Genomic DNA, 23,620 nt, shown 5'->3' with positions numbered 1-23,620 from the left:
CCCGCCACGGTGACGGCCGGTGCCCATGGTCCGCGAGCGTGGCCCCGGCCGTTCAGACGAGCAGCCGCAGGAGGTGGGCGCAGGCCTCCGCCTCGTCCGGGTGCCTCGCGAGCACCTCGTACCTGCCGCGCTCGTAGGCGCCGGTCTCCCACACCCCGTCGGGCGCCCTCCTGAGGAAGAGGAAGTCCGGGGGTGTGGGGACCGGTTCGTGGACGCCTTCGATCCGGTAGTACCCGTCGGCCACACCTGCCGCGACGAGCGCGGTACGCAGTTCGCGGCGTTCCATGCTCCGTCCCTGTTCTGCTACGCCCCGACCGGGCTGAGGTAGTCGTGGTCCAGCAGCCACTTCACGTCGAGACGCCGGCCCGCTCCCGGGTCGAGGAAGACCGCGTCGAGCTTGATCTGCTGGCCTCCTCCGGGCTGCTCGAACCACGGCGCGATGCTTCCCTGCCAGACCCAGAACGGCTTGGCGACCTTGTAGACGCGGTAGTCGCAGGGGACAGCGGCGTCACGGGTGTTGAGGCTCTGCGGGGGCAGGGCCCGCTCCCCGTACGCGTCGCCGGCGGGGGCGAGGTAGCTTCCGTACTCCGAGCCGAAGCGGTCCAGGCGCTGCCCGGTGCGCAGCTTGGCCGGCTCCTTGTCGATCTCGCCGTTGACCTCGGCGAAGCCGTCGTTGGGCGGGTACTTCCAGCTGCCCGCGTCAGCCGGACCCTCCCAGTACTTCTTCAGGAAGGCGGAGGGGGACAGGCTGCCTGTGCGCTTGTACCCCTTGAGCAGGGGTCCGACGGGTGCCTGGTTCGTGTGCGGCAGCCACTTGGGGCCGAGCCGCGCGTCCCCGAGGAACTCCCCGGTGCAGGGGTCGTGGCGGACAGCCGTCGGCGTACGTTCCCCGAGCGGCGCGGCGCTCGCGGCCGGAGCGGCCACCAGTCCGGCGGCGAGGCCGACAGCGGCAAGTGCGGTGCGGATACGGTTCATTCGGAGGTCCCCTAGGGTGCCGATGATCTCGGTGTGCTCACGTAGGGTAACCGTACGGACTCAAGGAGTGTCCGCGCCATGCCGTGGGCGCCGGCCCTGGAACGACAGCCGTGCGCCGAGGGTTCGTTGCGACGGGTGCGGATCCGGGGCGGGCCGCGGCCGGGTCAGGCGGTGGGCGGATCCGCGTAGGTGACGGTGACCTTTTCGAATCCGAGCGAGCCGAGCAGTCCCTGGAGCATCGAGGTGGTGTTCTTCTCCGCCCGCTTCGTCAGGCCGCTCTCCGCGGCCGCCGCACCGATGTGCTTGGCCGCCAGCTTGTTGACGGCCTGTTCGCTGCCCGGGTTGTCGGAGAAGAAGTCGCCGAGCCGGTCCAGCAGTCCGCGCTGCTTGGACACGGCGTACGAACGGTCGGGGTCCAGGGCCGGTTTGCCCAGCACCGCGTGCGGCAACCGCAGTTCGGCCGTCGTGCGGTCCTCGTCGACCCGCACCCCGTCCGCCCCGACCTTGCCGAGGTCCACGGAGGCGCCGACCGTCCCCGCGCCGACGTACAGCGTCCGGGTGCCCCGGATGGCGTCGGGCAGGAACTTGGCGTCCTTCTCCAGGTCGACGACGACCTGGAAGTTGCCGGAGGCGGCCTCGTACGCGCTCATGTCCTGGATGGACTTGAGGACCGCGGGGCCGGAGCGGTCGGTGGTCTTCTCGCCGAAGAGGTCACCGAACCCCGGCAGCGCGCTGAGCCTGCTGCCGAGGAGCAGCAGGACGAGCGCCGCGGCGCACACGCCCGCGAACGGCAGGCACCCTCGTGTCCGGGCACGGCGGCGCGGTGCGCTGCCGTGGCCGGGGTCGCCTGTGCTGTCTGTCCTTACGTCAGTGGACGTCATACTTTCCGTGTGACCCCGCCCGGGGATTTCAGTCCGCCGAGTACCCGGACTACGCCAGATCCTGTACGGGCCGGTGGCCCTACGCCCCTGTGGCTCCGTCCAGTCGTTCCCTGAGCAGGTCCGCGTGGCCGATGTGCCGGGCGTACTCGGCGATCATGTGGACGTGCACCAGGCGCAGGGAGAAGACCTTGTCCTGGTGCGTGAAGGTGTCGTCGAGCGAGGCGTCCGCGACCACTTCGTCCGCGAGCCGGATCTCCTCGACGAGCCTCGCGTAGTCGTCTGCGGCGCGCTCCGGGACCAGGTCCTCGAAGTCGGCGTCCTTGCCCTTGGCCGGGTCGTACATCGGGGGCAGCGGCTGGCCCGCGAACCGCTCCCGGAACCAGCAGCGTTCGACCTTCGCCATGTGCCGTATCAGGCCGAGCAGGGTGAGATTGGAGGGTTGTACGGTCTCCTCGGCGAGCTGGTCGCCGGTCAGGCCCGCGCACTTCTGCAGGAGCGTGCTCCGGTAGAAGGCCAGGAAGGCGGTCAGGGTCTCCCGCTCACCGGCGGCGAGAGGGCCGAGGGCGCGGGTGGCTTCGGGAGCTGTCCATGTCATCGTGTGATCATGCCCGCCGGACGCCGTCCCGCGCGAGGCCTTTGCCTCATCCAGGCCGTGGACGGCGCGTCCACGCGGTCGTGCGGGTTCCGGCCGCCGGCTGTCAGCCGGCGGCCGGAACCCCAGGTCGAGCGGTCGTTCACGCGGGGTCACTCACTCCAGGAGATCCGCGTACGCCCCCAGAGCCAGTGCGATGTCGGCCTGTGCCCAGAACCGGTGGTAGGTGAAGACCGGGGCGGCTCCGCCGTCCAGGTAGGCCTGCACCTTGGGCCAGTTCGGGTCGTCCTTGTAGAACGACCGGATGGAGAGGAACGTCGAGTCGTTGTCGACGGTGTCTCCGTTGGGCATCGCGCCCGTCCAGCCACTCGGGACGTACACCGGGTCGTCGAACCGGTTGTAGTCGGCGCGCGTCTCGGGCACCGCCACTCCGGCGTCGTCCTGGTAGTGGCTCCACATGCCGTCGAGCAGGCCCTCGGCAACGGTCTTCGCCTCCGTGTCACCGGACTTGGCCGCGTAGTAGGTCAGCGTCCTGGCATAGGCACCGGCCACACCGACGTCGTTGGTGTAGTCGGCGACCGTGACGTGGAGTCCGGAGTTGGCACCGGGGCTCGACGCGTTCCAGGTGTCGGGAGCCCCGGACCACTTGAGGGTGGACGGCATGAGATAGGTGCCGTCCGGGTTGATGGTCGTCTCGGACAGGGCCCAGTCGACCCACTTGTCGAGTACGGCCTTGGCCTGGGCGTCGCCCGACTCGTGGTAGTACTCGGCGACGCGCTCCATGGACCACGCCTGGAAGCCGAACCACTGGTTGGACGGCGGGTCGTGGTAGACGGGCTTCTCGTCGTAGTACATCCCGTAGAAGGTCGGCGTCCCGGCCGGCGGCTGGGCGTACCTGCCCTTCCAGCTGTTGGTCGCACCGCCCGCGATGGCTCCCTCGTCGGACTGGAGCCACTGGTAGAAGTCCATCTGCCGGTCCAGGCTCTTCGCCCAGTCCTGCTGACCGGTGGCCGACTTCGGCTTCAGACCGGCGACCGAGCTCAGCGCGTAGGCCGCCATCGGGTTCTGGTAACCGCCGTGGGCGTGGCTGGAACCGATACGCCAGGACCAGCCCGCCGAGGTGTCGGTGGCGCCGCCCCAGGCGTAGTACCAGGACATCAGGTAGTGCGCGCTGTCCTTGCCGCTGCCGGCCGGGCAGGTGGTCGGGCCGACGCAGTTGCCGACCTTCTTGAAGTACTTGTCGAACATGGAGTAGCGGAGATAGTCACCCATCTTCGCGGCCTTGCCGACGGTCGCCGAGACCTCGCTCGACTTGCCCTGCTCCTTCGCCCAGACGTCCGCCCAGTAGGCGGCCTGTACGGCGCGTGCGTCCGCGTCCGGCGCGTTGGTGAACTTCCACTGCTTGGCGTAGGAGGCGTCCCCGGTGAACAGGTCCAGGTAGCCGTTGTCCCCGCCGTAGGTGAAGTTGTCGCAGGTCGGGTGGGTGACGGTCTCCCAGACCGACTCCTGCGCCCCGCGCTGGAAGGTGTTGATGTACGACGGTCCGGTCTCGGTCGGGCCGGCCGAGCACTTACCGGGTGTGTTGCCGTATCCGTAGACGTTGTCGACGTCCTGGATCCAGTGCATCCCGTAGATGTCATCGGTGCCGTACGCGCTCTTCAGCTCGCCCGCGATCGGGTCCGAGCCGGAGGACGCCGATCCGTCGAGTACCGCCGGATACTCGTTCGGGGTGTCGTGCTCCGGCGCGTAGGTGGCCGGCTTCGACGCGTTGTAGAAGGAGTTCGTGGGCTGGTCGGCGTGGGTGGGGATCATGTACTTCTCCATGGTGGCCCACGCACCGTTGAACTTCGTCCAGTCTCCCGTGATCTTCCCGTACATCGCCTGGAGCCAGATCAGATAGCTGTACGCCTCCGACGTGGTCTCGTGGCCCTGGTCGGGTGCCTCGACGATCAGCGTCTCCACGGAGTGGTAGGGGATGCCCTCCGAGGAGAAGTAGCCGTTGGCCGGGTCCGTGATCTTCCCGTACAGGTCGAGGAAGCGGGCGTCGTAGTCCTTCGCCGCCGCGAGCTGGGTGACGGTGACCTGGGACTTGCTGTGACCCGGTGCCGTGACGGTGAAGGTGGCCGCTCCGGTGCCCGACGCGTCGGCCGACACGGTGACCTTCTGCGGCGTGGACCAGTTCGACGTGGTGAAGGTGAGGCTCGCACCGCCGGTGACACTGAGCCCGGAGTTGCCCGCCGTCCGCGCCACCGTGGCGGTGACCGACGAGGAGGGGGCCGTGGACAGTGACACGTTGAAGGTCCCCGACTTGCCCTGCTGGACTCCCAGTTGGGACGGGGTGGTGACCACCGCGGGGCCCGCGACGACGGTGATGCCCGCGGGGGTCGACTCGGCCGTCGCCCCGAGGCTGTCGTACGCACGCGCGTACACCGAGTGGGCACCCGCGGAGAGACCCGTGGCGCTGTAGGTGTAGGGAGACGTGGTGTCGGTGCCCAACAGGGTGGTGTCGTCGTAGAACTCGACCTTGCTGATCCCCGCCCCGTCCGCGGCGGCGGCGGTGGCCGCCATCGGCACGGGGTCGCCGGCGGAGAAGACGGCGCCCGCCGCCGGGCTGGTGAGGACGGTGATGGGCGGCTGGTGGGCCCCCGTGCACGCGGTACCGTTGACGGCGAAGGTGGTTGGAGCGGTGTTGGTACCGCTGTAGGAGAACTGTGCGCCCGTCGTGACCGCGGCTCCCGCGGCGACGGAGCCGTTCCAGGCCGCGTTCTTGACGGTGACGGTCTTGCCCGACTGGGACCAGGTGCCGTTCCAGCCGTTGGTCAGCTTCTGGTTGCCCGCGTAGTCGTACGTCAGGGTCCAGCCGGCGAGCGCTGCCGTGCTCCTGTTGGTGATGGTGAGTTCGGTGCTGAAGCCCGAACCCCAGTCATTGGTCTTGTAGTCGACGCTGCATTGGACGGCGGCTGCCTGGGCCGGCGTACCGGCTGCGGCGGTCATACCCAGTGGGAGGGCGAGTGCGGCCACGAATGCTGTCAACAACCGTCGGTTTCCGGCTCCGGTTCTGCCCGGTCTGCTCGGTAACCAAGTTCTTCGTGCGCGTCCCGATGGCATGCGCGGTACCTCCTCGCGGCTCGGCGACATGGGGGGCGTGCGGGGTTGAGCACAAGCCTTGAACCAGTGGGAGCGCTCCCAGCATGGGGAGGACGAAAAAGAGAGTCAAGACACTTGAAGAGTCGAATTAATTCGATAGCAAGAGATGAGAACTGGTGTGTTGACCGACACCACTTGACGCTCTAACGTCAAGCCACACCAGTGGGAGCGGTTCCATCAGTCGACGTGCCGTAGGGGGCACGCCCGATCTGCAAGGAGTCGCTCATGCGACATCTCCCGCACTTATCGCACCTGCTCACACTGCTCCTCGGAGCGGTGCTCGCCACGGCCGGCGGCCCTGCCGCCCTCAAGGCCGCTGTCTCCGGATCCGCCCCCGTACGCACGGTGTACGGCGGCGCCCGGAAGGTCGCCACCGCGGCGGGCGCGAGGCTGCACAGGGCATCTGCGAACAGTGCGGGTCACACGGCGGGCCTCCTGGCCTCCGGTGCGGGATCGGACTCCGCACCCGGCGCGTCCAGGGACCACGGCACACTCCGCACCACGGATCCGGCCGGTGCCACTGCTTCGGTGGATCTCTCCGCTCGACCCCTCGGTCTGCTCGCTCCCGCAGCCCGGGGTACCGAGCTCGCCGGCGCCGCCCTCGTGCGGGGCGACCGTCGGCGGGAGTGCCGAAACCGCCCTCATCCCCTTGACCGAGGAGTACCGGCTGGGCCAGAACACCACGGATCCGCGCCACGCGGACGACACCGACGACAGCGCCGTGAAGAACCCGTACCGACGGGGCGAGGACCACGGCACCACTCCCCCTGTCCGGATCCTCCCGGATCCTGGGCACTCACACCGGCGCCGACTGCTCCGATGCGCACACCGGCCGCACCTGTCCGGGCATCGGTCACGTGACCGCGGGCATCCAGCACCTCCCGCCGCCGCGCGACGCGTCCGCACCTGACACATCCATGCGAACGAGGACCGCTGGAACTCCACGCTCGCAAACGGCCGAAGCCGAAGTCCCCCTCGCCGCAGGCGAGTTCGGCGGGTACACCTGCCGCCACGGCTTGACCAGCCGCGTCCACGCAGGAGTTCGACGGCCGAGGACAGCGCTCCACCGGACGGACCCGGAAGACCTGGGACCAGCACCTACGGCCCGTCCTTGATCAGCGACTACGACGGTATCCCCACCCCGTACGGAATCGGGCCGCGCAGTCCCCTGCGCGCCCTCTACAGCTGAGGAAACGGAATTCGTATGAGCCGCACCACCATGCGCCGATCCAGAATGGCACTCATAGCGGCGGGAGCGCTCGTCGCCGCAGCCGCGGGATCCGCCGCCGCGGCAGCCCCCTTCGGCGCGTCAGCCGCCGCGGCGGCCGGCTGCACCGTCGACTACAAGATCCAGAACCAGTGGAACGGCGGGCTCACGGCCGCGGTGAGCGTCACGAACAAGGGCGACGCCCTGTCCAGTTGGCAGCTGGAGTGGTCGTTCGCCGGCAGCGAGAAGGTCAGCCAGGGCTGGAACGCCACGGTCACGCAGAGCGGCAGCGCGGTCACCGCGAAGAGCCTGTCGTACAACGGCACTCTCGCCAGCGGCGGATCCGCCTCCTTCGGCTTCAACGCGACGGGCAACGGCAACAGCACCGTCCCGGCGACCTTCAAGCTGAACGGCGTGACCTGCAACGGTGGTACGACGGGCCCGACCGACCCGCCGACCGACCCGCCCACCGACCCGCCCGCGGGCAGCCGCGTCAACAACCCGTACGAGGGCGCCAAGGTCTACGTCAACCCGGAGTGGTCGGCGAAGGCCGCGGCCGAGCCCGGGGGCAGCCGGGTCTCCAACCAGCCGACGGGTGTCTGGCTCGACCGCATCGCCGCCATCGAGGGCGCCAACGGTGGGATGGGCCTGCGTGACCACCTGGACGAGGCGCTGACCCAGAAGGGCTCCGGCGAACTCGTCGTCCAGCTCGTCATCTACAACCTCCCCGGACGTGACTGTGCGGCTCTCGCCTCCAACGGCGAGCTCGGCCCCACGGAGATCGGCCGCTACAAGACGGAGTACATCGACCCGATCGCCGCGATCCTGGCCGATTCGAAGTACGCCGGCCTGCGCATCGTCACCACCGTCGAGATCGACTCGCTGCCCAACCTGGTCACCAACACCGGCAGCCGTCCCACCGCCACCCCGGCCTGTGACGTCATGAAGGCCAACGGCAACTACCAGAAGGGCGTCGGCTACGCGCTGAACAAGCTCGGCGACGCGGGCAACGTCTACAACTACATCGACGCCGGTCACCACGGCTGGATCGGCTGGGACGACAACTTCGGTCCCTCCGCCGACATCTTCAAGGTCGCGGCCACGTCCGAGGGCGCGACGGTCAACGACGTGCACGGCTTCATCGTCAACACGGCCAACTACGGCGCCACGAAGGAAACCAACTTCACCATCGACGACTCCGTCAACGGGACGTCGGTACGTCAGTCGAAGTGGGTCGACTGGAACCGCTACACGGACGAGCAGTCCTTCGCCCAGGCCTTCCGCACCAAGCTGGTCTCGGTCGGCTTCAACTCGGACATCGGCATGCTGATCGACACCTCGCGCAACGGCTGGGGCGGCGCGAACCGTCCGGCCGGGCCCGGTGCCAAGACCACGGTCGACACCTACGTGGACGGCGGCCGTTACGACCGCCGCATCCACCTCGGGAACTGGTGCAACCAGGCGGGAGCCGGTCTCGGCGAACGACCGAAGGCGGCCCCCGCGGCCGGCATCGACGCGTACGTCTGGATGAAGCCCCCGGGGGAGTCGGACGGCTCCAGCAAGGAGATCCCGAACAACGAGGGCAAGGGATTCGACCGGATGTGCGACCCGACCTACACGGGCAACGCGCGTAACGGCAACAACATGTCCGGGGCGCTGCCCGACGCCCCGGTCTCCGGCCAGTGGTTCTCCGCACAGTTCCAGGAGCTCATGAAGAACGCCTACCCGGCGCTCTAGGCTCCACGTCGGCGGGCTCCGGGCGCTCTCCCGCCCGGGCCCTGCCGACGTCCGCGCCACCTGTCCAAGAGAGCGCGTCCGTGAGCGATCGGGGCGGACGCGCTCCGGCGCGCTCCGGAACCGGCCGTCGTGCCGGTTCGGGGCGCGGCCTTCCCGCCGGCCTTCCCGCCGGATCCGATGCGGGGCAGCCTGGCCATTGCGCCGGACCCGGGCCCGCCTTCAGCCTTGCTCCCCCTGTCCGCGCGCTCGGCATCGTCCCGCGCGGCCCTGGCCGCCCTCCGCGTGGTGGGCTTCGCCGGGGCCGGTTCGTCCGCCAGGACGTGGTACCGGTGGCTGATCCGCCGGCCCAGCAGCACGTACCCCAGCAGGGCTCCCGCCGTATTGAGGATCACGTCGTCGATGTCGAAGGCCCGCCCCGCCACGAGGGCGCCCTGGACGAGTTCGACGACCGCGATGACCAGTACGGTCAGCACCATCATCCTGAGCATCCGCAGTCGGCGCGGCACCAGGATCGGGAGCAGAACGCCGAACGGCACGCCGAGCAGCAGATTGCCGCCGGCCTGCTTGCACGCGGCGAGGAAGGTGTAGTCCTCGGCGTACTGCCGCAAGGACCTTCCCGGCCGCAGGTTCGAGGTCACTATGCCCTCCGAGGCCGGGGAGGGCGTGAGCGTCACCTTCGCCAGCACCACGGAGAAGGCCACCAGCGCCAGGAAGGCAGCGGTCAGCACCACCACCCGCAGCAGAAGGCGGCCCACGCCTCTGCGTCGTGCACTACGATTCGCCTCTGCAGTCATGGCGGAACGGATGCCCCGTACCCCGGCGGACACACCCCCCTCCCGGGTGCGACCATGTGCGCATGAGCGCACAGAGCAAGGACGAACTGCTGGCCGAGGCCGTGCGGCTTCGTGAACAGGGCCATCCCGAACAGGCAAGGGAACGGCTTCTGACCCTCACCACCGCGTTCCCCGACGCCGTCGACGTCGCCTACCAGACTGCCTGGGTCCACGACGTACTCGGCCTGGAGGCCGAGGCGGTGCCGTACTACGAGCGCTGTCTGCAGGGCGAGGGGCTCACGGAGGACGACCGCCGCGGCGCGCTCCTGGGCCTCGGCAGCACCTACCGCGTCCTGGGCCGGTTCGGGCAGTCCGTCGAGACCTTGCGCCGCGGCGTGACGGAGTTCCCGGACGACGGCGCCCTGCGGACCTTTCTGTCCATGGCCCTGTTCAACACCGGTGAGCACCACGAGGCCATGCAGCTACTGCTGCGCCTGGTGGCGACGACGAGCGACAGCCCGCACGTCCAGCGGTACAGGCCCGCCATCGAGCACTACGCCGCGGATCTCACGCAGACGATGTGACACCGGTCGGGCACACCCCCGGAAAAGGGGGAAGCCCCGGCCGGATCGGGGGAATCCAGCCGGGGCGGCCTGTGCGCGGAGGCGAAACCGGATGCTGCTCGGTGATCTCCGGCTGCTTGCCCCGCGTATAGATGAACGATAAACCACCGCGCCGCGTTCCCGGGAACCGGCACCCCCTCGCGTGATCCACGCCACCATCGGCGCAGGTCCAGGGGTTGCCCCGGGGCACGGTATGCGATGAGGACTCCGGTCAGCGGGTCTCGCGGAACGTGACGTGTCGCCCTGCCGCCGGATCGAACTTCCGCAGTTCCAGCCGGTCCGGGGAGTTGCGCCGGTTCTTCCGCGTGACGTAGGTGTGGCCGGTTCCGGCGGTCGACCGGAGCAGCACGACGGGCCTGGTCTCATTGCGCGCCATGGGGCCTCCATACAAGTCTTCCGACCCCGCCCCCTGGAGTGGGAATGGGTGTCGTTTTCGGTTCTGCTCCCACCAACACGGCAGCCCCTGCCCTCATTCCCGGCTCCCTCTCACCCGTCCACCCCACCTGCCTCACCCGCCACGCGCCCCTTTCCGAGCGCACGGGCGACAGGCATGTGATCGCGCTTCGAACGCTTCGTCGACCGACCGGTGATCCACGTCGGCACTCGGCGATCCGCGCCACCCCCACGAGGGCGCGTATGCCCTGCTCCCGGCGGGTGCGAGCCGCGCGAGTCCCCGTGCGCGGGCGTACGCGGAGCTGCTCGCGCCCTGCGACTTGCGTCAACTACCCGGCACCAGCAAGGGTGTTCGGCGGACCTGCGCTCCACCCAGCCGATGGCATATGCCGGAAGCAAGAACGTGTCGAGTGTTGCCAAACCCCTTACGGGCCCCCGTCGCCTGTGCAACAGTCGTGTTCGGTCCACCCCCACGAACCGGCCGCACCGCCTGTATCGGAGTACCAGATGCCGTCCCATCTGTCTGCGGACCGCCCCGCCCCACAACCACCCGAGCGGGATGCCGTCGATGCCCTGATCAACCGGACTCGGCTGCTCCGCGGTGATGTGGACGCCGTGCGGCGCGACACCGCGGTGATCGACGACGACGATCCTCAGCTGCGCTGGCAGCGAGCCCTCTGCGAGCTCGCCCTCCATCAGCTCGACGACCTCGGCGAGCACCTGGGGCAGCTGCGGGACGGGATACCCGGCGACACCCCGGCCGGCGGCCCCGCGGGCGTGCTCTCCTCCCAGGCACCGGCCGGCCCTCCGACGGGGTCGCTCCTCAGCAGGGTGGGCAGCGCCGAGTGGAACCTGCTCACCGACGAGGTCAGCTGGTCGGACGAGCTGTACCAGATCTTCGGCAGGGACCCCGGCAAGGGAGCGCTGTCGCTGGACGAACTGCCGTCCGTGCTGCTCTCCGAGGACCAGCCGCTCCTGACGGCCATGGTGACGGACTGCCTGGTGGACGGCAGAGCGATAGACGGTGAGTTCCGCATCCTGATGCCGGACGGTGAGATGCGGACCCTGCACATGATGGGCGAGCCGGTCCTCGACGAGGACGGCTGCACCGCCTCCATGTGGGCGGTCCTGCGCGACGTCAGCAAGCTGCGGCGCAGCCAGCACATCGTGGGAAGGACGCGGGACACACTACGGCGCCGGGAACACCGCGCCCACACGGAGCACCGGATGGCGGTGGAGCTCCAGGAAGCCGTTCTGCCCTCCTGGCGCGGGGCACTTCCGGTGCCCGGACGGGCGTCGAGCCGCCTGGACATCGCCGCCCACTACCTGCCGTCGGCATCGAGCGACCTGATCGGCGGCGACTGGTACGACGCCCTGCCGCTCCCGGACGGCAGGACGCTGCTGACGGTCGGCGACCTCACGGGTCACGGCATCCCGGCCACTTCGGCCATGGCGATGCTGCTCGGGGCGTTACGAGGCATGGCGGTCGCCGGTGTCGAGCCCAGCGCGGTGATGGACCATCTGAACCAGCTCATCGAATGCTCGGCGCAGCCCGCTCTGGGAAGCGCCGTGTGCTGCCGCTTCGATCCGGCGACGGGAACCCTGGCCTGGGCACAGGCAGGGCACCCCGCGCCGCTGCTGTTCCGCAACGGAGTGGGGCACCCTCTGCCCTCGCCGGAAGGGGTGCTGCTGGGCGCGGCCTCCAGGGTCACCTACGAGCAGGACCAGGTGGAGCTGCTCCCCGGCGATGTCCTCGTCCTGCACACCGACGGGCTGACCCGACGGACCGAGCGGAGCGCCGGCCCGGAGACGCTTCTGGGATTGGCACCCCGGTTCGCCCGGGCCCGTACAGCGCAGGACTGTGTACGGGCTGTCGTCGAGGAGATCGGGACGACCGAACGACTCGACGACGGGTGTGTGCTGGTGGCCCGCGTCAAGGCGTGAGGAATCCACTGTCGTGGCGGTGGCGGTGAAGGCCGCCCGGAACGGCAGGCACTCCGGGCAGCACGGGGTACGAGATCGTCCCGCCCTGGACTCTGATGCCTGTGCACGAAGCGTCTGACGCTCCTCCTCCGGGATCTCCCTGATCAGAGGCCCGGATGCGTGGTCAGATCTGCGAACCTCTTGCCTTCTTGTTCGTCCCCTGCGGAGGCATGACGAGCTCGATCTCCTCACGAAGGTCCTCGATCTTGGCGTATCCCGCGAACTGCCCGGTGAGCCGGTACATCTCACGCAGCCGGTCCCAGGTGCGATGCGAGGAGGTCTCCCCCATCGACACCAGGGCGAGTCGCGCGTAGCGGTCGGCCTGCTCGGGGTCGTCGGCGATGAAGCAGGCCGACGCGAGCGAGATGTAGTCGAAGATCTTGGACCGCTGACGCCCGTTTATGCGGAGGTCGAGGGCCTGCTTGGCATGGCGCTGAGCCGTACCGGCCGCCGCGGGGTCGTGCTCGGCGAGCGTACGGAAGGCCAGGGCCTGCATCCCGTGCATGTCCGCCTCGTCGAACATCTGCATCCAGCTCGGCGACGGCACGTCCCCCTTGTCCGAGACGAAGAGCTCCTCGGCCTCGCCCAGGGTGCGTCGCATGGCCTGGCCCCGGCCCATCGACGCCTGCGCCCAGGCCTCGATGGTGTGGAGCATGGCCCGGGTACGCGGCAGGGTCTCCTCCCCCGAACCGGACTTGGCGAGCTTCATGAGGTCCAGGGCGTCGTCCGGCCTGCCGAGGTGAACCATCTGCCGGGCGGCACGGGAGAGTGCCTCACCCGCACGTGGACGGTCGCCGCCCTCGCGCGCCGCATGAGCGGCGATGACGAAGTACTTCTGGGCGGTGGGTTCGAGGCCGACGTCGTGGGACATCCAGCCGGCGAGAACCGCCAGGTTGGCGGCGACACCCCACAACCGGCGCTGCAGGTGATCCGGGTGACGGTAGGCGAGCATGCCGCCCACCTCGTTGAGCTGGCCCACGACTGCCTTGCGCTGGAGTCCACCGCCTCTGGAGGCGTCCCAGGCCCGGAACACCTCGACCGAGCGCTCGAGAGCCTCGATCTCCTCGGATCCGATGGGGGCTGCCTCGTAGAGGTCGAAGCCCGCGTTGTCGGCGTGCAGGGAGCCGTTGAGGGTCCGGGCCGCCGGAGAGGGCTCGGAGTGCAGCCAGTCGTGCATGGCGCCGGTGAGTGCTGAGCCAGCGGCGAGCGCGGCGCCCGCGCCCACCAAGCCGCGTCGGTTGAGCATGAGGTCCATTCCCGTGAATTCGGTGAGGACCGCTGCCGTCCGCTCGGGCGCCCACGGCAGTCCGTCGGGATTGTCTTCCGTCCCGGCTTTTCGCCGTTTCCCCACACGCCCGCGTCGGCCGAACCCGAGGTCCTCGATGGTCACGACACGGCCGAGTCGCTCGGTGAACAGAGCTGCCAGCACTTCGGGCACCGGATCGCGCGGGGACTCCCCCATGTCGATCCAGCGCCGGACCCGCGAGGTGTCGGTGGCCAGCTGGAGGTGGCCCATGGCCGCCGCCTGCCTGTTCACCATTCTCGCGAGTTCGCCTTTCGACCAGCCGGTGAGGCCGAACAGGTCGGACAAGCGGGTGTTGGGTTCTCCGGTCACGTCAAGCCCCCAGGTTCTCGGCTGACTTGACCCTAGCCCCCCGGCGGATGCCGGGTGAATATTCGCCAGGCTTCGCCAGGGGTCGCCAGATGTTCCACTACCCGCGCGGCGGTGTCAGGTAGGAAAGCGCCACCCCGCCCGGCAGCCCTAGGTACTCCCCAGGGTGCCGAACGGCCGTCGGCCGGGGCGGCGCACGCAACTTGTCGGCGCACGAAGGGATCTGTATCGCCCATGTACACAGCATCGTCCTCCGTGTCCGCCCCGCCCCGGCCGCTTCGTCCCATGGGGGCGGGCGGCGGGCCGTATCTCGACCCCCGCGCCGCCGCACCGGCGTCCGTCGCGGGTCGGACCCGGCGGGCGGCGGGGCCGGGCACCCAACCGCTCAGCGGACGGCTGGACCTCTCGGGCACCCAGGGCGCACAGCTGCGCATGGCCATCGCCTCGGTCCACCGCATCTGCCCCGAGTTCAATCCCGTGCAGGTGCTGCGCCGCAGCGGCCGCTCGGTGCTCATCGTGGGCACCACGGGACGCGCGACCGCGGTGGCCAAGTGTTTACTCGATCACTCCCCCGCGTGGACCGAACGCTTCCGGCACGAAATAGCGGCATACCGGGCCTTCGTCAGGCACCGCCCACCGGTCCGCGTCCCGCGGCTCATCGCCGCCGACCCGGAGAACTGCACGCTGGTGATCGAGCGGATGCCGGGCCGTGTGGCGGCCCTGACGAGGCACCCGGCGGAGGCACCGCCCCGGGCGGATCTGCGGGCCGTGCTCGGAGCGGTGAGCCGGGTCAACGCCTGGCGCCCGCCGGCCGGTCTCTTCGACGCTCCCCTGGACTACGCCTCGCGCATCGCCCGCTATCACGAGTTGGGCCTCTTCACCGACCGTGATCTCGGCGATCTGCAGAAGCTGCTGCACGGCCTGGCCCACGCGGGCGGGCGTCAGGGCATGGGTCAGTTCTGCCACGGCGACGCGCTGCTCTCCAACATCCTGCTGCCGCCCACCGGCCCCGTGCTGGTCGACTGGGAGCACGCCGGCTGGTATCTGCCGGGCTACGACCTGGCGACGCTCTGGGCCGTGCTCGGTGACGCCCCGGCGTCACGGCGTCAGATCAGCCAGCTGGCACAGGCACCGGGCGCAGCGGCGCGTGACGCGTTCCTGGTCAACCTCATGCTCGTACTGACCCGCGAGATCCGTACGTACGAGACGGCCGTCCAGCGGGCGATGCGCGAAGGTGCTCCGGCCGGCGGCGGCCAGGCGCGACAGGGCGTGCTGTCCTCCGGCGAGGAACAGCGGCTGCTGCTGCGCAGGCTCCACGACGACTGCGCGATGGCACGGCGGGCCGTACGGGCCGCGGTGGGCACACGCTGACCGTGTGCTCCCAGGGTCCTGACCGACGGGGGACGGGGGAAGCGCGCTGCGGGACCGGTGCCGACACACGGGTCCCGCAGCGCCGAGTACAACCTCAGGACCCGCTCATGAGTTCGCTTTCACCACATCGACGTCGGAGGCCTTCACGAAGCCGATCCGGTGGCCGATCTGGACCGTCACGTACTTCTGCTCACCTCGGAAGTACGTGTGGTCGTACGGCTTCGACGCGTCGATCGTCGGTGCGTAGTAGTAGCCGGTGGGCGCCTCGCCGCCACCGGGGAAGGCCTGTCCCGCCTTGATGGTGTAGACGAGCGGGCTGCCCACGGTCGGCTTGACGAAGTCCGTGGGGTACTCCCCCTTCTCCGGGTAGGCGACGCCGTAGACGGGCACGTCCGTCCTGCCTGCCTTCGGGCGGACGACGAGCCCTCTGGTGGGCGTGACGACCTTCGTCCCGGCCGGTGTGCGGAACCATGCCTTCTCCCCGTACCACCAGATCGCCGTCCAGCCGGGCACCCTGTCCGCGACGACCGCCTGCTGGGTCGCGCTGATCTTGCTCCCCCAGTCCGCGGCGCAGTTCGTGCCGGGCGCACCGTCCGGGTGCAGTCCGGGATCGGAGAAGAGCGGCGCCTCGTCGGAAGGCCCGGTGTGCAGCGGTACGGCGCTGCTCCCCTGCCGTGGCAGGTCGACGCCCTTCTCGCAGTCCCGGAACTCCTGCTCGTTCCTGCTGAAGTCGGCGCTCACGGTGACCAGTTCGCTGCGCGCCGGAGCGCTTGGCACCGTCGGCTTCCCGAGCAGTGCCATGAAGCGGTTCCAGTCCCAGTAGGGGCCCGGATCCCAGTGCATGTTCTTGGTGCCCGCCGCACTGGTGGGCGGCACGCCGTCGTGCCCGAGGATGTGCTGGCGGTCGAGCGGGATGTCGTACTTCGCAGCGAGATGACGCACGAGTCGCGCGGTCGAACGGTACATCTCGGGCGTGTACCACTTGGCACCCTCGGCCGCCACGCCCTCCTGCTCGATGCCGATGGAGTGGGTGTTGAGGTACCAGTTGCCCGCCTGCCAGGCGACGTCCTTGTTCTTCACCATCTGGGTGACGTGTCCGTCTGACGACCGCACCACGTAGTGTGCGGACGCCTGCTTGAGCGGATTCTGGAAGATCTTGAGTGTGGTGTCGAAGTCGACCTCGGTGTCGTGCAGGACGATGAACTTGATCGCGTTGCTGTCGGGCCGCTCCGCCGTGTCGTAGTTGCCGTACGTGTCCTTGTCGGCCGGGTCACCGGTCTGTTCGTAGGCGGCGGGGACCCAGTCGCAGTCCAGGGTGCGTGGACACTCGGGCCGCACCGTGTCGGCGCCGGCGGCGACCGGGGAGAGGAGCGCCAGGCTCAGCGCACCCGCCGTGGTCAGTGCGAGCGCGATCCTGGTCCTCTGCTTCGACGTCATGACAACCCTTCTGGAGCCGGAGTGGCGGAGCTGTCCTGCGGTGCTCCCCGAGTTCGGTCTGTGGGCGCACACTCTGTGGCGACAGGTGTCGGCGCGTCAAGAGTGCAGTGTGCAACTAGACCTGAGCTTGTGTGACTATTCCGCGCGGTGCGTGCCCCGGATGGCGGAGGGGTAGTGCTGGCGCCGACAGGGCGGTCCGAGTGGACCGCGCGAAGCTCTCCGAGAGGCCAAACGCACATGGCACAGCCCTTCTCGCTGCCCGACTTCTACGTGCCGTACCCGGCGCGTCTCAATCCCCACCTGGACACGGCCCGGAGCCACACGCGGGAGTGGGCGCGCGGGATGGGAATGCTGGAGGGGTCCGGGATCTGGGAGGAGAAGGACCTCGAATCCCATGACTACGCGCTGCTCTGCGCGTACACCCACCCCGACTGCACCGCGGAGGCCCTCTCCCTGGTCACCGACTGGTATGTGTGGGTCTTCTTCTTCGACGACCACTTCCTGGAGCTGTTCAAGCGCACTCCGGACCGCGAGGGCGGGAAGCGGTATCTCGACCGGCTGCCCGCCTTCATGCCCATGGAGCGCGGCGCGAGGACGCCGGAGCCGTCCAACCCGGTGGAGGCGGGGCTGGCCGATCTGTGGTCCAGGACCGTGCCGGGCATGTCGGATGCCTGGCGGGCCCGGTTCGCGGAGGCGACGGAGAATCTGCTCAACGAGTCCCTGTGGGAGCTCTCGAACATCAACGAGGGGCGTATCGCCAACCCCGTGGAGTACATCGAGATGCGCCGCAAGGTGGGCGGAGCGCCGTGGTCGGCGGGGCTGGTGGAGTACGCCGCGAACGCGGAGGTGCCCGTCGCGGTGGCGGACTCCCGTCCCCTGCGGGTGCTGCGGGACGCGTTCTCCGACGGCGTGCATCTGCGCAACGACCTGTTCTCGTACCAGCGCGAGGTCGAGGACGAGGGTGAGAACAGCAACGGCGTCCTGGTCCTGGAGAAGTTCCTGGGCTGCTCGACGCAGGAGGCCGCCGAAGCGGTCAACGACCTGCTGACGTCGCGGCTCCAGCAGTTCGAGAACACCGCCCTCACCGAACTCGGTCCGCTCTGCGCGGAGACGGGCCTCACCCCGGACGAGACCGTCGCCGTACTCGCCTACGTCAAGGGACTCCAGGACTGGCAGTCCGGTGGACACGAGTGGCACATGCGTTCCAGCCGTTACATGAACGGCGGCGGTGGGGCGGAGAGTGTGCCCGGCTTCGGTATGGCCGCCGCATCACTCCGCTTCACTCCGCGCGCCGAGTCGCTCCGGCTGCGCAGCCACAGCCATGCGCCGTACCAGCACGTCGGCCCGTCGCTGCTGCCCGACTTCGAGATGCCGTTCAGCACGACGCTGAGCCCGCACCTGGAAGGGGCGCGCGTACGGATCGTGGACTGGTCACGCCGGATGGGGTTGCTGGAGGCCCAGCCCGGTGTGCCGGGTTCGCACATCTGGGACGAGGAGCGGCTCGTCGCGACCGATCTGCCCCTCTGTGCGGCGGGGCTGCATCCGGACGCCACCCCGGAGGAGCTCGACCTGTCCTCGGGGTGGCTGACCTGGGGGACGTACGGCGACGACTGGTTTCCCGTGGTGCACGGCCGGACGCGTGACCTGGCGGGGGCGCGCCTGGCCAACGAGCGGCTGTCGCTGTTCATGCCACTGGACGGGGCGTCCGTGCCCGAGCCGGTCAACGCGCTGGAGCGTGGCCTGGCGGACCTCTGGCAGCGGACGGCGGGGCCGATGGACCAGGGCGCACGCCGTACGTTCCGCGACGCGGTGGAATCCATGACCGCGAGCTGGCTGTGGGAGCTGGCGAATCAGGCGCAGAACCGGATTCCCGACCCGGTGGACTACATGGAGATGCGCCGGGCGACATTCGGATCGGATCTCACGATGAGCCTGTGCCGGCTGGGCCACGGCAAGAAGGTGCCGGACGCCGTGTACCGGAGCGGCCCGATGCGTTCCCTGGAGAACGCGGCGGCGGACTACGCGTGCCTGATGAACGACCTGTTTTCGTATCAGAAGGAGATCGAGTACGAGGGCGAGGTGCACAACGGCGTCCTGGTCGTCCAGAACTTCTTCGGGGTGGACTATCCGACGGGTGTCGCGATCGTGCACGACCTGATGAACTCCCGGATGCGCCAGTTCCAGCATGTCGCCGAGCGGGAACTTCCGGTGCTCTACGACGACTTCGGCCTGGACGCGGAGGCGAGGGAGGTCCTGGCCGGTTATGTGCTGGAGCTCCAGCACTGGATGGCGGGGATCCTGATCTGGCACCGGGGCTGCCGGCGCTACCGCGAGGAGGATCTGCGCCGCGGCACCGGGACCCCGTGGCACATCAGTGGCCCCACGGGGTTCGGGACATCGGCGGCGCGGGTGACCCGGCTGCTGATGCCGCAGGGACGTTTCACCCCTGCTGGAACAGCTCCGCGGGAAGTGGCTTCAGCAGGGCGTACAGATCATCGGTGATCGGCCGGTCCCAGCTGGCGATCGTGACGAGCACCCCGTCGCTGCGGTCGAACTGGACGCAGGAGATCCGGGTCTCGGAGAGCTTGATGCGGCGCACGATCAGGAGGCTGTCGCCCTGCATGACGGGGACGTCCTCGGTGCCGGTCACCTCGACCGGCTCGTCGTTCTCGAGAGCGAGGAGCAGCTGGGCGACCTCGAAGGGGACCTGGCCCTCCTCGGTCTCGCGGGCCGGTGATCCCTCGGGCAGATTACCGATGATCATCGCCGGTCCACGACCGCCGAACAGGTCGTAGCGCAGGAAGACGCCCTGGCAGCTCCCGTCGGGAGCGGGGAGCAGACCGGCGCCGAGGTTGCCGGGCCAGTCCCCCGGGTCCATGGCCAGGACGTCGAAGTCCGGGCCCGCGGGTGTGGCGGCGCTACGGCGGCGGAGGAAGGACATGGGGCCATGTTACGTGTCCCGGCTCACGTTGCGGAGCCGGGCACTCCTAGCCGGACTCCGCGGCCAGCGCTTCCAGTACCCGAACCGCTTCGTCCGCACGTGCGTGCGGCACGAAGAGGTGGTCGTGGTGGAATCCGGCGATGACGTTGCAGCTGATCGCGGCGTCCGTGAGGGCCAGGGAGACCGCCGCGGTCAGCCCGACCGCGTCCAGGGCCGAATGCACACGGAGAGTGATCCAGCCGGCGACGAAGTCGTACGGCAGACCGGCCGCGAGCGCCTGCGCCTCGGGAACGACCAGGGTCAGGCCCTCCCGCTCGGCGACGGTGACGACGGGGGCGACGCCGGTGGGCATCTCGGCCCCGGGCAGGACGGTGAATACGTAGCGTCCCGGATTCAGCTCCGGACGCATGCCGTGCAGCAGGGTGCGGAGATCGCGCTCACCGGTCATGGGGACACGCTACGGCCGTCCGGGTGCGTCCGCGAGCCTGGGTCCGCGTAAGCCATTCAGGCACGCCTTGTATCCATACGCTCACCTTGCGTGGCAACGGCGAGGGATCGCCCATAGCTTCGGCTCATGAGCAAAAGACACATGAAATGCCTGGCGGGTATCACCGTCACCACGGCTACGGCCCTTGGTCTCGCGGCGGTTCCCACTGCCGCCGCCGGACCCGGTGATCATGTGGTGCGCCCGGGCGATTCGATCCAGCGCGCGGTGAACTCCGCGCGGCCCGGCGACACCGTCCTCATCCTGCCGGGCGTCTACCACGAGAGCGTCCTGGTCACCAAGCCGGGCCTCACCCTCCGCGGCACCGGCGGCCGTACGGTGATCAAGCCGGCGGCCGTGAAGGGCACCAAGGCCGCCAACGCCTGCGCCACCGGCGGCAACGGCATCTGCGTCGTCGGGACCAAGAGCCGCACCGTCGACGACGTCAGCATCCGTTCCCTGACCGTCGCCGGATTCAGCAAGAGCGGAATCTGGGCGTCCTGGACCGACGGACTGGCCGTGCACAAGGTGACCTCACGGAACAACGGCACCTGGGGCATCGCGCAGGAGCGTTCGACCCGAGGCGACTTCCGCCGCAACACCGCGACGGGCAACGGCGACGCCGGGATCTTCGTCGCCAACTCGGTCAGCGAGGAGGGTGGGGCGACCGACACCCGGGGCACCGCTGTCCTGGACAACTCGGTGAGCGGCAACCGCATCGGCGTCACCGCCCGACGGGTCAGGAACCTCGTCATCGACGGCAACATCCTGACGGGCAACTGCAGCGGTGTCTTCGTCGTGGGCGACGAGTCCAAGCCGGCCGCCGGGGCGATGACGATCAGCGGCAACCGGATCGTGAAGAACAACAAGTTCTGTCCCAAGACACCGCGGCTCTCCGCGATCCAGGGATCCGGGATCGTGCTCACAGGCAGCGAGCGCACCGTCGTGCGGTCCAACATCATCCGGGACAACGTCGGGGCGACCCCGCTCTCCGGAGGGATCCTGCTGTTCAAGAGCTTCGTCGGAGCCCTGAACACCGACAACACCATCAGCCGCAACCTCGTGCGCGGCAACCAGCCGGCCGACCTCGCGAACCGGGACACCTCGGGTACCGGCAACACCTTCGTCAGCAACACGTGCGGAACCTCCGTACCGGCCGGGATGTGTGCCGGATGACGGCTCACCACCGCACCAGCAGAATCGAGACGGCATGACCACCGTGAGCCCCACCCCCGGCACCACTCCCCTGACGTCCACCATCAGCGCTCCCAAGGCGGACCATGCACCGCCGCCGGCCATGCGGCTTCGGGAGCTGGCGTTCGGAGCGGCGATCGCCGCCGCGGTCCGCGCCGCGGCCCGGCTGCGGGTCGCCGACGCGCTGGACGAGACGCCCGCGTCTGCGGCCGAACTCGCGCTGGTCGTGGACACCCAGCCCGCGCCGCTGCGGCGTCTGCTGCGCGCACTGTGCTGCTACGGGATCTTCAGTGAGACACCGGACGGCAAGTTCGTCCACACCGAGATGTCCCGGCTGCTGCGCGAGGACGATCCGCACAGCCTGCGGTACATCTCCCTGTGGTGCACGGAGCCCTGGACCTGGGACGTCTGGCCGCACCTCGAGGACGCCGTGCGTTCCGGCTCCAGCGTCTTCCCGGAGACGTTCGGCAAGGGGTTCTTCGAGTACCTCCACCAGGACGCGGGCGAGTCCGCCCAGGTGTTCAACCGGGCGATGACCACGTCCAGCGTGCAGTCCGCCCAGGATGTCGCCGAGCTCCTCGACCTCACCGGGGTGAAATCGGTCGCCGACATCGGTGGCGGACAGGGGCATGTGCTCGCCAGCCTGCTGGAGAAGCACACCTCGGTCCAGGGGACCCTCATGGACCTCCCGGGCGTCGTCGCGCGGGCGGACGCCCGGCTGCGCGACGGCGGCACACTCGCGGACCGGGTGCGGATCGTGCCCGGCGACTGCCGTGAGGAGATCCCCGTAGGCGTGGATCTGTACGTCATCAAGAACATCCTGGAATGGGACGACGAGAGCACGCGCAGGACCCTGCGCAACGTGGTCGACGCGGCCCGTCCGGGTGCCCGCGTGGTGATCATCGAGAACCTTGTCGACGACACCCCCTCGATGCGGTTCACCACCGCGATGGACCTGCTGCTCCTCCTCAACGTCGGAGGCGCGAAGCACACCCGGGAGAGCCTGGTCGGACGTCTGTCCGAGGCCGGTCTGCGGGTGGGCGAGGTCCGTCCGGTCAATGCGTACCTGCACGCGTTCGAGTGCCTCGTCCCGTAGCCGGGATCTCGCCACAGCGATCGCCCCGGGTCCGGCACTCAGGTGCCGGACCCGGGGCGATCGTCCGTCTCGTCAGGTGGCGCTGTCGCTCTGCCACCGGTAGAACTGCTGGGCCATGGCGTCCTTCGGACCGCGCCAGGTCTGCGGGTCGTAGGGGCTCACGAACGCGGTGAGCCGGTCGCTGATGGCCTTGAACTCGGGGTGCTCGGTCACCTTGGCGATCTCCGGGCCGGGGGGCCGGTCGGACTCGATCAGGTGCAGGTACACGTCGCCGAACTGGAACAGGGTGCGCCTCTTGACGCCGACGAGGTGGGGCAGGTCGGTGTTGTCGGAGGCAGAGAACAGCTTCGCGATGTCCGGGGCGGACTCCGGTGCCATCCGGGCGACGATCAGTGCGTGGTGCATCCGGCTGCCTTTCGGGGCATCAGTTGGCGGGGACGGAGGCGGAGCGGCGCTCCCGGTCACGCTGTTCGATCTTGTCGCGGATGAGTTCGAGCTGGACGCGGGAGTTGCGGTTGATGTTGTCGGTCATCCACGCGTCGTCGACCGGCGCGTCGGGCCGCATCGCGAAGTCCTGCCGCCAGTGCATGCGCGTACCGCCGGGGACCTCCGAGTACTCCCACCGGATGTCCATGTGCTGGAACGGGCCGGGCTCGACTCGGCGCGCGCGTACGTTGCGTCCCTGGCGGTCGGTGGTGCGCTCCGACACCCAGCTCCAGACCTTGCCGTTGTCGTCGGGGTGCATGGTGAGCCGGAAGGTCGTCTTCTCGCCCTCCCGCTCGATCACCTCGACCGACGCGTACTCGCTGAACAGCTGCGGCCAGTTCTCGAGATCGTTCGTCATGTCCCAGACGAGGTCCAGGGGGGCGGCGATGGTGATCTCGTTCTCGGTGTGTCCGGACACGTCAGGCTCCTGTCACGAGGGTGTTGTTCACGAGATCGAGGAACTCGCGGGGCGTCTTGCACCGGTCGGCGTCCACGGGCAGCGGGTGCCCGTAACGGTTCTCCAGCGCGGCGACGATGCCGAGCAGGCCGAGCGAGTCCAGGCCGTACTCGTCGAAGGCCGAGCCGGGGCTGGTCTCCATCTGCGACGGGTCGACGGAGACGCCGGCGCCGCTCTTCATCAGCGCGGCCAGTTCCTCGTAGGTCAGTTGAGCGGTCATGACGGATTACT

General features: G+C 69.3%; 21 protein-coding genes. 7 read left to right on the top strand and 14 right to left on the bottom strand.

Going from position 1 to position 23,620, the window contains the following annotated elements; genetic code table 11:
- Window positions 1-52: 52 nt before the first annotated feature.
- The 5 genes from ABZY45_RS12560 to ABZY45_RS12540 form a co-directional block, all read right to left on the bottom strand.
- Window positions 53-286, bottom strand: coding sequence for a hypothetical protein (locus tag ABZY45_RS12560; RefSeq protein WP_356739036.1), 234 nt, complete (start codon window positions 284-286; stop codon window positions 53-55).
- A 17-nt stretch (window positions 287-303) separates the two neighbouring features.
- Window positions 304-975 (bottom strand): TNT domain-containing protein, encoded by a 672-nt coding sequence (locus ABZY45_RS12555; RefSeq protein WP_356739034.1) that lies wholly within the window; start codon window positions 973-975, stop codon window positions 304-306.
- A 164-nt stretch (window positions 976-1,139) separates the two neighbouring features.
- The gene (locus tag ABZY45_RS12550) at window positions 1,140-1,856 is read right to left on the bottom strand and encodes a DUF4230 domain-containing protein (RefSeq protein ID WP_356739032.1); all 717 of its coding nucleotides are present in this window, start codon (window positions 1,854-1,856) and stop codon (window positions 1,140-1,142) included.
- 79 nt (window positions 1,857-1,935) lie between these two features.
- Window positions 1,936-2,451: a DinB family protein gene (locus ABZY45_RS12545; protein WP_356739030.1), complete on the bottom strand. Its 516-nt coding sequence runs from the start codon at window positions 2,449-2,451 to the stop codon at window positions 1,936-1,938.
- Window positions 2,452-2,604: 153 nt separating this feature from the next.
- Window positions 2,605-5,442 carry a glycoside hydrolase family 48 protein gene (locus ABZY45_RS12540; RefSeq protein WP_356739681.1) on the bottom strand — a complete coding sequence of 946 codons (2,838 nt, stop codon included), beginning with the start codon at window positions 5,440-5,442 and terminating at the stop codon, window positions 2,605-2,607.
- Between the two features lie 1,372 nt (window positions 5,443-6,814).
- On the opposite strand from ABZY45_RS12540, the gene ABZY45_RS12535 reads away from it, so the two are divergent.
- Window positions 6,815-8,539: a glycoside hydrolase family 6 protein gene (locus ABZY45_RS12535; RefSeq protein ID WP_356739679.1), complete on the top strand. Its 1,725-nt coding sequence runs from the start codon at window positions 6,815-6,817 to the stop codon at window positions 8,537-8,539.
- Here ABZY45_RS12535 and ABZY45_RS12530 read toward each other — a convergent pair.
- A complete protein-coding gene (locus ABZY45_RS12530; RefSeq protein ID WP_356739028.1) occupies window positions 8,536-9,333 on the bottom strand; it encodes a VanZ family protein in 798 nt (265 codons plus the stop codon). The two genes, ABZY45_RS12535 and ABZY45_RS12530, sit on opposite strands and share 4 nt — an antisense overlap.
- A 62-nt stretch (window positions 9,334-9,395) precedes the next feature.
- Between ABZY45_RS12530 and ABZY45_RS12525 the strand changes: the two genes are divergently transcribed.
- Window positions 9,396-9,896, top strand: coding sequence for a tetratricopeptide repeat protein (locus ABZY45_RS12525; protein ID WP_356739026.1), 501 nt, complete (start codon window positions 9,396-9,398; stop codon window positions 9,894-9,896).
- Window positions 9,897-10,146: 250 nt separating this feature from the next.
- Here the strand turns inward: ABZY45_RS12525 and rpmG are convergent, their stop codons facing one another.
- Entirely contained in the window at window positions 10,147-10,311 is a 165-nt protein-coding gene (gene rpmG / locus ABZY45_RS12520; protein ID WP_356739024.1) for a 50S ribosomal protein L33, read from the bottom strand.
- Between the two features lie 524 nt (window positions 10,312-10,835).
- Between rpmG and ABZY45_RS12515 the strand changes: the two genes are divergently transcribed.
- Window positions 10,836-12,272, top strand: coding sequence for a SpoIIE family protein phosphatase (locus ABZY45_RS12515; RefSeq protein WP_356739022.1), 1,437 nt, complete (start codon window positions 10,836-10,838; stop codon window positions 12,270-12,272).
- 163 nt (window positions 12,273-12,435) lie between these two features.
- On the opposite strand, the gene ABZY45_RS12510 is transcribed toward ABZY45_RS12515, so the two are convergent.
- On the bottom strand, window positions 12,436-13,926 hold the full coding sequence (locus tag ABZY45_RS12510; protein ID WP_356739020.1) for a hypothetical protein: 1,491 nt from the start codon (window positions 13,924-13,926) through the stop codon (window positions 12,436-12,438).
- A 231-nt stretch (window positions 13,927-14,157) separates the two neighbouring features.
- Between ABZY45_RS12510 and ABZY45_RS12505 the strand changes: the two genes are divergently transcribed.
- Complete coding sequence (locus ABZY45_RS12505; RefSeq protein WP_356739018.1) at window positions 14,158-15,294, top strand: aminoglycoside phosphotransferase family protein; 1,137 nt, start codon at window positions 14,158-14,160, stop codon at window positions 15,292-15,294.
- Window positions 15,295-15,399: 105 nt separating this feature from the next.
- Here ABZY45_RS12505 and ABZY45_RS12500 read toward each other — a convergent pair whose 3' ends face one another.
- On the bottom strand, window positions 15,400-16,731 hold the full coding sequence (locus tag ABZY45_RS12500) for a peptidoglycan recognition family protein (protein WP_356739016.1): 1,332 nt from the start codon (window positions 16,729-16,731) through the stop codon (window positions 15,400-15,402).
- A gap of 237 nt (window positions 16,732-16,968) precedes the next feature.
- Between ABZY45_RS12500 and ABZY45_RS12495 the strand changes: the two genes are divergently transcribed.
- Window positions 16,969-19,233, top strand: a complete 2,265-nt coding sequence (locus ABZY45_RS12495) for a family 2 encapsulin nanocompartment cargo protein terpene cyclase (RefSeq protein WP_356739014.1) — start codon at window positions 16,969-16,971, stop codon at window positions 19,231-19,233.
- On the opposite strand, the gene ABZY45_RS12490 is transcribed toward ABZY45_RS12495, so the two are convergent.
- Both ABZY45_RS12490 and ABZY45_RS12485 read right to left on the bottom strand, forming a co-directional pair.
- Window positions 19,172-19,672 (bottom strand): hypothetical protein, encoded by a 501-nt coding sequence (locus ABZY45_RS12490; RefSeq protein ID WP_356739012.1) that lies wholly within the window; start codon window positions 19,670-19,672, stop codon window positions 19,172-19,174. The two genes, ABZY45_RS12495 and ABZY45_RS12490, sit on opposite strands and share 62 nt — an antisense overlap.
- Before the next feature lie 46 nt (window positions 19,673-19,718).
- The gene (locus tag ABZY45_RS12485; RefSeq protein ID WP_356739010.1) at window positions 19,719-20,120 is read right to left on the bottom strand and encodes an ACT domain-containing protein; all 402 of its coding nucleotides are present in this window, start codon (window positions 20,118-20,120) and stop codon (window positions 19,719-19,721) included.
- 126 nt (window positions 20,121-20,246) lie between these two features.
- Between ABZY45_RS12485 and ABZY45_RS12480 the strand changes: the two genes are divergently transcribed.
- Window positions 20,247-21,332, top strand: coding sequence for a right-handed parallel beta-helix repeat-containing protein (locus ABZY45_RS12480; protein WP_356739008.1), 1,086 nt, complete (start codon window positions 20,247-20,249; stop codon window positions 21,330-21,332).
- Window positions 21,333-21,366: 34 nt separating this feature from the next.
- Window positions 21,367-22,446, top strand: coding sequence for a methyltransferase (locus ABZY45_RS12475; protein ID WP_356739006.1), 1,080 nt, complete (start codon window positions 21,367-21,369; stop codon window positions 22,444-22,446).
- Between the two features lie 72 nt (window positions 22,447-22,518).
- Here ABZY45_RS12475 and ABZY45_RS12470 read toward each other — a convergent pair whose 3' ends face one another.
- From ABZY45_RS12470 to ABZY45_RS12460, 3 genes are read right to left on the bottom strand one after another with little or no spacing between them, the layout of a single operon-like run.
- A complete protein-coding gene (locus ABZY45_RS12470; RefSeq protein ID WP_356739004.1) occupies window positions 22,519-22,851 on the bottom strand; it encodes a TcmI family type II polyketide cyclase in 333 nt (110 codons plus the stop codon).
- A 19-nt stretch (window positions 22,852-22,870) separates the two neighbouring features.
- The gene (locus ABZY45_RS12465; RefSeq protein ID WP_356739002.1) at window positions 22,871-23,350 is read right to left on the bottom strand and encodes an SRPBCC family protein; all 480 of its coding nucleotides are present in this window, start codon (window positions 23,348-23,350) and stop codon (window positions 22,871-22,873) included.
- A 1-nt stretch (window position 23,351) separates the two neighbouring features.
- Window positions 23,352-23,609, bottom strand: a complete 258-nt coding sequence (locus ABZY45_RS12460) for an acyl carrier protein (RefSeq protein WP_356739000.1) — start codon at window positions 23,607-23,609, stop codon at window positions 23,352-23,354.
- Window positions 23,610-23,620: the final 11 nt, after the last annotated feature.

Source organism: Streptomyces sp. NPDC006516 (genome assembly GCF_040611875.1).
Classification (GTDB): domain Bacteria; phylum Actinomycetota; class Actinomycetes; order Streptomycetales; family Streptomycetaceae; genus Streptomyces.
The sequence above is the reverse complement of the archived record's forward strand: the minus strand, read 5'-3'. Positions and strand labels throughout refer to the sequence as shown.